The organism is Variovorax ureilyticus, assembly GCF_050632185.1.
In the GTDB taxonomy this organism is placed as follows: Bacteria; Pseudomonadota; Gammaproteobacteria; order Burkholderiales; family Burkholderiaceae_C; genus Variovorax; species Variovorax ureilyticus_A.
Map to the genome: position 1 here is coordinate 401,362 of NZ_CP192579.1, position 10,987 is coordinate 412,348.

Below are 10,987 nucleotides of genomic sequence, written 5' to 3' on the forward strand. Positions count from 1 at the left end.
GCCCGCTATGTCCATGACACCCCAGGAAATCGTTTCCGAACTCGACAACCACATCGTCGGGCAACCCGAGGCCAAGCGCGCCGTGGCGATCGCCCTGCGCAACCGCTGGCGCCGGCAGCAGGTCGAGGAAAAGCTGCGCGCCGAGATCACGCCCAAGAACATCCTCATGATCGGCCCGACGGGCGTCGGCAAGACCGAGATCGCGCGCCGGCTTGCGCGGCTGGCCGATGCGCCGTTCATCAAGGTCGAGGCGACCAAGTTCACCGAGGTGGGCTACGTCGGCAAGGACGTCGACTCGATCGTCCGCGATCTCGCCGAAATCGCGGTCAAGCAGACGCGCGAGACCGAGAGCGCCAAGGTCCGCATGCGCGCGGAAGATGGCGCGGAAGAGCGCATCCTCGACGTGCTGCTGCCGCCGGCACGCCTGCCGGACGGCGGCAGCACCTCCGACGCCGGCAACGCCACGCGGCAGGCCTTCCGCAAGAAGCTGCGCCAGCACGAGCTGGACGACAAGGAAATCGAGATCGAGCTCGCCGACACCAAGATGCCGCTCGAGATCATGGGCCCCGCCGGCATGGAAGAAATGACCGAGCAGCTTCGTGGCATGTTCGGGCAACTCGGTGGCGGCAAGCGCAAGACGCGCAAGCTCAGGATCTCCGAGGCGATGCGCCTCCTGATCGAGGAAGAGGCGGCCAAGCTGGTCAACGAGGACGAGATCCGCAGCCGGGCCATTCGCAATGCCGAGCAGAACGGCATCGTCTTCATCGACGAGATCGACAAAGTCGCCTCGCGCGCCGAAGGGCAGGGCGCCGATGTCTCGCGGCAGGGCGTGCAGCGCGATCTGCTGCCGCTGGTCGAAGGCACGGCCGTGAGCACCAAGTACGGCGTGGTGCGCACCGACCACATCCTCTTCATTGCGAGCGGCGCCTTCCATCTGAGCAAGCCGAGCGACCTGATCCCCGAGCTGCAGGGCCGCTTTCCGATCCGGGTCGAGCTGCAGTCGCTCTCGGTGTCGGACTTCGAAAGCATCCTGACGCAGACGCAGGCTTCGCTCGTGAAGCAGTATCAGGCGCTGTTGGCGACCGAGGGCGTCACCCTCGAATTCACCGCCGATGGCATCACCCGGCTCGCGAGCATTGCGTACGAGGTGAACGAGCGCACCGAGAACATCGGGGCGCGGCGCCTCTCGACGGTCATGGAGCGCCTGCTCGACGAGGTGAGCTTCGACGCCACCCGCCTGGGCGGCCAGTCGGTGCGCATCGATGCCGCCTATGTGGATGCGCGGCTTTCGGCACTAAGTCACGACGAAGATCTCTCTCGATTCATTCTCTGATTCCCGCGCTGTGTAACGAACGCTTCACGCAACACATTCATTGCGTGAGCTAAGTACTTCATTTGCAACGGAATTCGGTTTTCCGCGGTTGCAAAAACACCGCTAAGTCGTTGATTCCATTACAAAAAATTCCGGCGACCTCCCGTTGCGCAGTAGACGTTTCCTGCTACAGTGCAAAAAAGTGCAGTTAAGTGGGAAAAAGTGTCGAGAACTGCCGCAAGAACCCATGCGGCGGCTCTCTCAAGCGGGGTTTTCAGGTCGTGTTTCAAGGCGCTTCATCGCTCAGTCTCGATGCCAAGGGGCGGCTCTCCGTGCCGACCCGGCATCGTGACGTCCTGAGCGCGACCGCCGGCGGCCAGCTCACGATCACCAAGCATCCCCACGGCTGCCTCATGGTGTTCCCGCGCCCCGAGTGGGAGAAGTTTCGCGAGCGCATTGCCGAGCTGCCGATGTCGGCCCAGTGGTGGAAGCGCGTCTTCCTCGGCAATGCGATGGATGTCGAGATGGACGGCACCGGTCGCGTGCTGGTGTCGCCCGAGTTGCGCGCTGCGGCCGGCATCACGCGCGATGCCCTCCTCCTCGGCATGGGCAACCACTTCGAGCTCTGGGACAAGGCGACCTACGATGCCAAGGAGGCCGAAGCCACCCAAGGCCAGATGCCGGACGTATTCCAGGACTTTTCGTTCTGAGGCGCGAAGTGGACGAGCCATGGACCCACACGACCGTCATGTTGAAAGAGGCGGTGGATGCCCTCTTCCCCGACATGCCGCCCGGCGCATCGTCGCTTGCCGCCGGCACCTACGTGGACGGAACCTTCGGCCGCGGTGGGCACAGCCGCGCGATCCTCGCGAGGCTCGGGCCGGAGGGCCGCCTCATCGCGTTCGACAAGGACGCGGAAGCGGTGGCCGAAGCAGCGCGCATCCAGGATGCGCGTTTTTCCATCCGTCACCAGGGATTCAAGGATCTGGGAGAGCTCCAGCCGGCCAGCGTGTCAGGCCTGCTGCTGGACCTCGGAATCAGCTCTCCCCAAATCGACAACCCCGCCCGGGGTTTTTCTTTTCGTTTCGAGGGGCCGCTCGACATGCGCATGGACACCACGCGCGGAGAGAGCGTGGCCGAGTGGCTGGCAACGGCCGACCAGCAGCAGATTGCGGAGGTGATTCGTGACTATGGCGAAGAACGGTTTGCTGTTCAGATTGCAAAGGCGATTGTTGCTCGCCGACAAGAACGGGGCCCAATTTCAACCACCACCGAGCTGGCCCAGCTCGTGGCTGGCGCGGTCAAAACCCGCGAGCCGGGCCAGAACCCTGCAACGCGCACATTTCAGGCTCTTCGGATTTTCATCAACGCCGAGCTTGAAGAGCTGCAACAGGCGCTAGAAGCGAGTCTCGACGTGCTCAAGCCCCAGGGTCGGCTCGCGGTGATCAGCTTCCATTCGCTGGAAGACCGCATCGTGAAGCAGTTCATCGCGAAGCATTCGCGCGAGGTCTATGACCGTCGCGCGCCTTTTGCTGCGCCGAAGGCGATGAAGCTGAAGTCCCTGGGTCGGGTGAAGCCGTCGCAAGCCGAAGTGGACGGCAATCCACGCGCGCGCAGCGCGATCCTTCGCATCGCAGAGCGCACTGCGGGTGGGAGCTGAGCCTTGGCCCGCCTGAACCTGCTCCTGCTGATCGCCGTGCTCGGCTCGGCCATGTACCTCGTGCACACGCAGTACCTGTCGCGGCAGCTCTTCACCGAACTGCATCGGGTCGAGCTCGAAACCCGGCGGCTCGAACTCGACCAGGACCGCCTGCAGGTCGAGAAGCGCGCACAGGCCACGCCCCTGCGCATCGAGAAGCTCGCGAAGGAGCAGCTCAAGATGCGTACGGCCACGCCGGCGATCACGCAGTACGTGCGCCAGGACGGCACCGTGATCCCGGCCGTCGCCGCGCCCGCGCCTTCGACGACCGCGCCCGCGCAGCGCACCTCCGCCACGCGAGGAGCGCACTGAGATGGCCCGCCGCAGCGTCCAGTACACGACGAGCCCCCTGCTCGCCAGCAAGACCCCGGTCTGGCGGAGCAGGTTCATCGTCGCGGGCATTGCGCTCGGCTTCATCGTGCTTGCAGGGCGTGCGGCCTACGTGCAGGTGTTCGGCAACGCCTTCTTCCAGCGCCAGGGCGAGGTGCGCTTCACCCGCACGCTCGAGCTGCCGGCGAATCGCGGCCGCATCCTCGACCGCAATGGCCTGCTGCTCGCGCAGAGCGTGGTCGCGCCGAGCATCTGGGCGATCCCGGAGGACATCGAGCGCGACGATCCCGAGGTCAAGGCCAAGCTGCGCCAGGTCGCCAAGCTGCTCGGCATGCCGCAAAAGGATTTCGACAAGAAGCTCGAGGACGAGGACAAGAGCTTCGTCTGGGTCAAGCGCCAGGTGGACGAGCCGATCGCCAAGGAAATCGCGGCCCTGAACATCAAGGGCATCTACCAGCGCAAGGAATACAAGCGCCAGTACCCCGAAGGCGAATCGGCTGCGCACGTGGTGGGCTTCACCAACGTCGAGGACAACGGCCAGGAAGGTATCGAGCTCGCCTTCAACAAGGACCTGGCAGGCAAGCCCGGTTCGCGTCGCGTCATCAAGGACCGCCTCGGCCGCGTGGTCGAGGGCGTGGGCGAGCAGGTGCCGCCGGTCGAGGGCAAGGACATCCAGCTCAGCATCGACAGCAAGGTGCAGTTCTTCGCCTACCAGAAGCTGCGCGACGCGGTGACATTCCACAAGGCCAAGGCCGGCAGCGTGGTGGTGCTCGACGCGATCACCGGCGAGGTGCTGGCGCTGGCCAACTACCCGAGCTACGTGCCGGACAAGCGCCAGAACCTCACGGGCGAGCAGCTTCGCAACCGCGCGCTGACCGACGTCTTCGAGCCCGGCTCGACGATGAAGCCGATCACGGTCGCCACCGCGCTCGAGGCGGGGCGCATCAAGCCGCAGACCGTGATCGAAACCTCGCCGGGGCGCTACAGCCTGGGCGGCTTCACGATCAGCGACACGCACAACTATGGCTCGCTGACCGTCGAGGGCGTGATCCAGAAGTCGAGCAACATCGGCGCGCTGAAGATCTCGCAGAAGATGACGCCCCACGAGATGTGGGACGCCTACACCGCGCTCGGCTACGGGCAGAAGCCGCAGATCCAGTTCCCCGGTGCGGTCACGGGCCGCCTGCGGCCATGGAAGTCGTGGAAGCCCGTCGAGCAGGCCACGATGGCCTACGGCTACGGCCTGTCGGCGTCGCTGTTCCAGATGGCGCATTCGTACACCGCCTTCGCACACGACGGCGACGTGATTCCGGCGACCATCCTCAAGAGCAGCGAGCCCGCCGTTGGCGTCAAGGTGTTCTCGCCGCAGACCGCCGCGTCGGTGCGCAAGATGCTGCAGATGGCGGCCGGACCCGGCGGCACCGGTCCGCTCGCGCAGACCATCGGCTATTCGGTGGGTGGCAAGTCCGGCACGGCCCACAAGCAGGTCGGCCGCGGCTACGCGAGCAAGCAGTACCGCTCGTGGTTCACCGGCCTCGCCCCGATCGAGAAGCCGCGCATCATCGTGGCGGTGATGATCGACGAGCCGAGCAACGGCCAGTATTTCGGCGGCATCGTGGCCGCCCCGGTGTTCAGCGAAGTGGTTCAGCAGACGCTGCGCATGATGAACGTGGCGCCCGACCTCGCGGTCAAACCCCTGGTGGTGACCAAGGGCGTGGAAGAGAGCTTCTGATGACGACGATGCTTCGCACCCCCGACGACGCCGCGCGCTGGCTGCGGTCGCGCGTGCGCGGGTGCTGCACGCGGACAGTCGTCCGATCGGCGCCGGCGACGGCTTCATCGCCTGGCCCGGTGCTGCCACCGATGGCCGACGCTTCGTGCCGGCCGCGCTGGCGCAGGGCGCCGCGGCCTGCCTGGTCGAGGCCGAAGGCAGCGGGGTCTTCGGATTCGAAGCCGAAGCGATCGCGACCTATCCGGGCCTGAAGGCGGCGACGGGGCCGATCGCCGCTGCCTACTACGACAACCCCTCCGCGCAGCTCGACGTGCTCGCGGTCACCGGGACCAACGGAAAGACGTCCACCGCGTGGTGGCTTGCAGAGGCGCTGTCGCGGTCCGGTCGCGCGCCGTGCGCGGTCGTCGGCACACTGGGCGTGGGCGTTCCGCCCGAATTGACCTACACGGGGCTGACCACGCCCGATCCGGTGCTGCTGCAGCGCGAGCTGCGCGGCTTCGCCGATCGCGGATTCGGCGCCTGTGCGATCGAGGCGTCCTCCATCGGCATTGTCGAGCGACGGCTCGACGGCACGCGGATCGCTGTCGCGGTGTTCACCAATTTCACCCAGGACCATCTGGACTACCACGGCAGCATGGATGCCTACTGGCAGGCCAAGGCCGAACTGTTCCGCTGGCCCGGTCTGCGTGCGGCGGTGGTCAACATCGACGACGTGCATGGTGCCGCGCTGGTGGGCAGCCTGATCGAGACCGGCGTGGGCGCGCCCGACGTCTGGACCGTGTCCGCCGCAGGTGCGCACGCCCGGCTCGTGGCCAAGGACATCGGCTACGACACCGAAGGCCTCGGCTTCAGTGTGGTGGAGCAGGGCATGCCGCCGGTGCGGCTGTCGACGCAGCTCATCGGTCAGTACAACGTCTCGAACCTGCTCGGCGTGATCGGCGCGCTGCGGGCGCTCGGCCTGTCGCTCGAAGACGCGGTGGCCGCGTGCATCGGCCTCGGCAGTGTGCCGGGTCGCATGGAGCGGCTCAGCGTGGCCGGCCATCCGCTGGCGGTCGTCGACTATGCGCACACGCCCGACGCGCTCGACAAGGCTCTTGCGGGGCTGCGCCCGCTCGTGCGGCAGCGCGGCGGCGCGCTCTGGTGCGTCTTCGGCTGCGGTGGCGATCGCGACACGGCCAAGCGCCCGATGATGGCCGCCGTCGCCGAAAAGCAGGCCGACCGCGTGGTCGTGACCAGCGACAACCCGCGCAGCGAGAAGCCCTCCGCAATCATCAGCCAGATCCTGCTCGGACTGGCGAGCCCCGAGGCGGCACAGGTCGAGCCCGACCGCGCGAAGGCGATCGCCGACACGCTGGCGCAGGCCCTTCCCGAGGACGTGGTGCTGATCGCCGGCAAGGGCCACGAGGCCCGGCAGGAGATCGCGGGCGAACGCATCGCGTTCTCCGACCGCACGCATGCCATCGACGCGCTCACCCGAAGGAGCGGCGCATGACCGAATCGCAAGCCATGGTTCCGATGATGACGCTCGGCGAGGCGCATGCCTGGGTCCCGGGTTCGCGCCTGGTCGGTGATCCCGCGACGCCCATCCTCCGCGTCCACACCGATACGCGCACGCTCGCGGCCGGCGACCTGTTCGTGGCGCTGAAGGGCGAGCGTTTCGACGCCAACCAGTTCCTCGCCGACGCGAAGGCGCGCGGTGCGGTCGCGGCCTTCGCGCACGGCGGTCTCGAAGCCGCGGGCCTGCCGGGCCTCGAGGTGCCGGACACGCTGGTCGCGCTCGGTGCGCTCGCGGCCGGCTGGCGCGGGCAGTTCGACCTGCCGCTGATCGCGGTCACCGGGAGCAACGGCAAGACCACGGTGACGCAGATGATCGCGTCGATCCTGCGCGTCGCCAGTGGGCAAGGGGCGCTCGCGACCGCCGGCAACTTCAACAACGAGATCGGCGTGCCGCTGACCCTGCTGCGGCTCCAGCCGCGGCACCAGCGCGCGGTGGTCGAGCTCGGCATGAATCATCCGGGCGAGATCGCGCGCCTCGCCGCGATCACCGGGCCCACCATCGCGCTGGTCAACAACGCGCAGCGCGAGCACCAGGAATTCATGGCCACCGTCGAGGCGGTGGCGCGCGAGAACGCCGCGGTCTTCTCCGCGCTGCCCAACGGCGGCACGGCGGTGTTCCCCTTCGGCGACGAGTTCGCGCCGCTGTGGCAGGCCATCGCGCGTGAAGGTGCGACGCGGCGTACGCTGACCTTCGGCGTGCATCCCGATGCGGACATCGCCCTGGTGGCCGCCGAATGGCAGCACGGCGCCTGGAAGTTCGCGGCGCGGACGCCGGTCGGCGAGGTGCGCTGCGCGCTGCGCATCGCGGGTCGCCACAACGTCGTCAATGCGCTGGCGGCCATCGCGTGCTCGCTGGCCAGCGGGGTTTCGCCGGACCGGATCGCCGAAGGGCTGGCCGCGTTCGAACCGGTCAAGGGGCGCTCCAAGGCCGTCGAGCTTCGCCTCCCCGACGGGCGCACGATCACGCTCGTCGACGACACCTACAACGCCAACCCCGATTCCATGCGCGCCGCGATCGACGTGCTCGCGAGCCTGCCCGGCCCGCGCATGCTGGTCATCGGCGACATGGGCGAGGTCGGCGACCAGGGGCCTCAATTCCATTCCGAAGTCGGTGCCTGGGCACGCGAGCGCGGCATCGAGACCGTGTTCGCGCTGGGCGACGAAACGGTGCACAGCGTCTCGGCGTACGGCGCCCCTGCCAACGGCCAGGCGCAGCATTTCGGCGACATCGATTCGCTCAACGCCGCCGTGCTCGCGCAACTGCCGGGCGCCGCGAGCGTTCTGGTGAAGGGCTCGCGCTTCATGAAGATGGAGCGCGTGGTGCAGGCCGTCATCGCTTCGGTGCCGCAACAACAAGACAGGGAGGCCGGTCATGCCGCATGAACCGCGCTCGTTCACATCATGCTGATGACACTTGCCCAATGGCTGCAGGGGATGTCGCCGGAACTCGGGTTCCTGCGCGTCTTCCAGTACCTGACCTTCCGCGCAATGATGGCGTCGCTGACCGCGCTGCTGTTCGGGCTGGCCGCGGGGCCCTTCGTCATCCGCCGCCTCGCCGCCCTCAAGATCGGCCAGCCGGTGCGCGGCTATGCGATGGAGACGCACCTCACCAAGAGCGGCACGCCCACCATGGGCGGCGTGCTCGTGCTGTTCTCGATCGCGCTCGCGACGCTGCTCTGGTTCGATCTGTCGAACCGGTTCGTCTGGATCGTGCTGTGGGTCACGATGGGTTTCGGCGCGATCGGCTGGGTCGACGACTGGCGCAAGGTGGTGCGCAAGGACCCCGAGGGCATGCGCTCGCGCGAGAAGTATTTCTGGCAGTCGGTGGTCGGCGCGGTCGCGGCCTTCTACCTGCTGTTCAGCATCTCGGAGAGCTCCAACTGGCGCGTGCTCGAACTGTTCTTCTCCTGGGTGCGTTCCGGCTTCGACCTGGACTTCCCGCCCAAGATCAACCTGCTGGTGCCCTTCTTCAAGGAAGTGAGCTACCCGCTCGGGGGCATCGGGTTCGTGATCCTGACCTACCTGGTGATCGTCGGCGCGAGCAACGCGGTGAACCTCACCGACGGCCTCGACGGGCTGGCGATCATGCCGGTGGTGATGGTCGGTTCCGCGCTCGGCGTGTTCGCCTACGTCACCGGCAGCGCGGTGTACTCGCGCTACCTGCTCTTCCCGCACATCCCCGGCTCGGGTGAGCTGCTGGTGTTCTGCTCGGCGATGGCGGGCGCGGGCCTTGCGTTCCTGTGGTTCAACACGCATCCGGCGCAGGTGTTCATGGGCGACGTGGGCGCGCTCGCGCTCGGCGGCGCGCTCGGCACCATCGCCGTCATCGTGCGGCAGGAGATCGTGTTCTTCGTGATGGGCGGCATCTTCGTGGTCGAGGCGATCTCGGTGATGGCGCAGGTCACCTACTTCAAATACACCAAGAAGCGCTTCGGCGAGGGGCGGCGCGTGCTCAAGATGGCGCCGCTGCATCACCACTTCGAGAAGAGCGGCTGGCGCGAGACGCAGGTCGTGGTGCGCTTCTGGATCATCACGATGCTGCTGTGCCTCGTGGGTCTTTCCACCTTGAAGCTGCGGTAGGCGGGCGATGCTGCATCTCAAGGACCTCCACGTTCTGATCCTCGGCCTCGGCGCGTCCGGGCTCGCGATGGCGCGCTGGTGTGCGCGCCACGGCGCGAAGGTCACCGTGGCCGACACGCGCGAAGCACCGCCCCAGCTGGCGACGCTGCGCGCGGAACTGCCCGGCGCGAGCTTCGTCGGCGGACCGTTCACGGCGTCGCTGATCGAAGGCACGCCGGTGCGCGCGGTGTACCGCTCGCCCGGGCTTTCGCCTGCCAATGTCGCGGCGGTGGTCGAAGCCGCGCGCGCGGTCGGCCTGCCGGTGGGCGGCGAACTGGATCTGTTCGCGCAGGCGTTGGCCGATCTGCGGACGATGGCGCTGAACGCGGAAGCCGAAGCAGCCGGGTCCGCCGATGCGAGCGAAGGGCCCGCCGCGCCGGAGCCGCCGACCTCCGAGGCGACCGATGCGACCGAACCCGCAACCGCGTCCGGGGACGAGGACGATGATTCGTTCTCGCCGCCAGCCGAAGTGATCGCGCCGCCGCCCAGGCCCAAGGGCTACGAGCCCGCCGTGCTCGCGATCACCGGCACCAACGGCAAGACGACGGTCACCGCGCTCACTGGCCAGCTGGTTCTGCGCGCCGGCAAGACGGTTGCGGTGGCCGGCAACATCGGCCCGACCCTGCTCGACACCCTGTCGGAGCGCATGGAGGCCGGCACGCTCCCCGAGGTCTGGGTACTCGAGCTGTCGAGCTTCCAGCTCGACGGCGTGCAGGGCTTCGAGCCCACCGCCGCCACGGTGCTCAACGTGACGCAGGACCACCTCGACTGGCACGGGGACATGGCGGCCTACGCGGCGGCCAAGGCGCGCATCTTCGGCAAGCAGGGCACGATGGTGCTCAACCGCGACGACCAGGCGGTCATGGCGATGCGCCCCGCGCCGGTGAAGCTCGCCAGGGGGCAGGCGCCCCGCAGCGTGGTGACCTTCGGCGCGGGCATGCCGGAGCGCCCGGGCGACTACGGCATCGAGAAGCTGCACGGGATGGCGTGGCTGGTGCGCGCGCTCGAAGCCGACGAGACGCAGAAGCGCAAGCGCGGCGCCGCCGCCCCGGAAGAAGAGATCCACATCCAGCGCCTGATGCCGGCCGATGCGCTGCGCATCCGTGGTCGGCATAACGCCCTCAACGCGCTGGCGGCACTCGCCCTTGCATCGGCCGCGGGCTGCCAGCTCGCGCCGATGCTCTATGGCCTGCGCGAGTACCAGGGCGAGCCGCACCGCGTCGAGCCGGTCGCGATCATCAAGGACGTCGAGTATTTCGACGACAGCAAGGGCACCAACGTCGGTGCGACGGTCGCCGCGCTGATCGGCCTGGGCGAAGACCGCCGGGTGGTCGTGATCCTCGGCGGCGAAGGCAAGGGGCAGGATTTCACGCCGCTCGCCGCGCCGGTGCGCCAGTACGCGCGCGCGGTGGTGCTGATCGGGCGCGATGCGCCGCAGATCGAATCGGCCCTCGAATCCACCGGCATCTCGATGCAGAAAGCCGCGTCGCTGCAAGAAGCGGTCAAGCTCGCTTCCGAGCGCGCGCAGCCCGGCGACGCGGTGCTGCTGTCGCCGGCCTGCGCGAGCTTCGACATGTTCAAGGACTACGCGCATCGGGCGGCCGTGTTCTGCGAGACGGTCCAGGACCTCGCGGCCGAGGGAGGGCTTGCATGAGCGCAGCGCCGGGCCGCCCCCAGCAAGCTCGCGCCCCCTCGGGGGGCAGCGAGGACACGAAGTGCCGAGCATGGGGGCTTGCAT

General features: G+C 67.9%; 8 protein-coding genes and 1 pseudogene. All 9 read left to right on the forward strand.

What is annotated here, in order from left to right; translation table 11 throughout:
- Positions 1–7 precede the first annotated feature (7 nt).
- The 9 genes and pseudogenes from hslU (at position 8) to murD (ending at position 10,903) form a co-directional block, all read left to right on the forward strand.
- Positions 8–1,333: an ATP-dependent protease ATPase subunit HslU gene (gene hslU / locus ACQ858_RS01915; RefSeq protein WP_431275174.1), complete on the forward strand. Its 1,326-nt coding sequence runs from the start codon at positions 8–10 to the stop codon at positions 1,331–1,333.
- Positions 1,334–1,593: 260 nt separating this feature from the next.
- Positions 1,594–2,022 (forward strand): division/cell wall cluster transcriptional repressor MraZ, encoded by a 429-nt coding sequence (gene mraZ / locus ACQ858_RS01920; protein ID WP_340358928.1) that lies wholly within the window; start codon positions 1,594–1,596, stop codon positions 2,020–2,022.
- Between the two features lie 8 nt (positions 2,023–2,030).
- A complete protein-coding gene (rsmH, locus tag ACQ858_RS01925) occupies positions 2,031–2,972 on the forward strand; it encodes a 16S rRNA (cytosine(1402)-N(4))-methyltransferase RsmH (protein WP_431275175.1) in 942 nt (313 codons plus the stop codon).
- 3 nt (positions 2,973–2,975) lie between these two features.
- Positions 2,976–3,323 (forward strand): cell division protein FtsL, encoded by a 348-nt coding sequence (ftsL, locus tag ACQ858_RS01930; RefSeq protein WP_431275176.1) that lies wholly within the window; start codon positions 2,976–2,978, stop codon positions 3,321–3,323.
- A gap of 1 nt (position 3,324) precedes the next feature.
- Positions 3,325–5,073, forward strand: coding sequence for a peptidoglycan D,D-transpeptidase FtsI family protein (locus ACQ858_RS01935; protein ID WP_431275177.1), 1,749 nt, complete (start codon positions 3,325–3,327; stop codon positions 5,071–5,073).
- An 8-nt stretch (positions 5,074–5,081) separates the two neighbouring features.
- Positions 5,082–6,565: pseudogene (locus ACQ858_RS01940) on the forward strand (UDP-N-acetylmuramoyl-L-alanyl-D-glutamate--2,6-diaminopimelate ligase).
- Positions 6,562–8,013, forward strand: coding sequence for a UDP-N-acetylmuramoyl-tripeptide--D-alanyl-D-alanine ligase (locus ACQ858_RS01945; RefSeq protein ID WP_431275178.1), 1,452 nt, complete (start codon positions 6,562–6,564; stop codon positions 8,011–8,013). The pseudogene ACQ858_RS01940 and the gene ACQ858_RS01945 overlap by 4 nt, the downstream one beginning before the upstream one ends.
- An 18-nt stretch (positions 8,014–8,031) precedes the next feature.
- On the forward strand, positions 8,032–9,210 hold the full coding sequence (gene mraY, locus ACQ858_RS01950; RefSeq protein ID WP_431275179.1) for a phospho-N-acetylmuramoyl-pentapeptide-transferase: 1,179 nt from the start codon (positions 8,032–8,034) through the stop codon (positions 9,208–9,210).
- Between the two features lie 7 nt (positions 9,211–9,217).
- Entirely contained in the window at positions 9,218–10,903 is a 1,686-nt protein-coding gene (murD, locus tag ACQ858_RS01955; protein WP_431275180.1) for a UDP-N-acetylmuramoyl-L-alanine--D-glutamate ligase, read from the forward strand.
- Positions 10,904–10,987: the final 84 nt, after the last annotated feature.

Excerpts from the sequence above, each read along its gene's own strand:
- hslU (WP_431275174.1), top strand. The coding sequence starts at position 8 with ATGTCCATGACACCCCAGGAAATCGTTTCCGAACTCGACAACCACATC.
- ACQ858_RS01935 (WP_431275177.1), top strand. The coding sequence starts at position 3,325 with ATGGCCCGCCGCAGCGTCCAGTACACGACGAGCCCCCTGCTCGCCAGC.
- murD (WP_431275180.1), top strand. The coding sequence starts at position 9,218 with ATGCTGCATCTCAAGGACCTCCACGTTCTGATCCTCGGCCTCGGCGCG.
- ACQ858_RS01945 (WP_431275178.1), top strand. The coding sequence starts at position 6,562 with ATGACCGAATCGCAAGCCATGGTTCCGATGATGACGCTCGGCGAGGCG.
- mraY (WP_431275179.1), top strand. The coding sequence starts at position 8,032 with ATGCTGATGACACTTGCCCAATGGCTGCAGGGGATGTCGCCGGAACTC.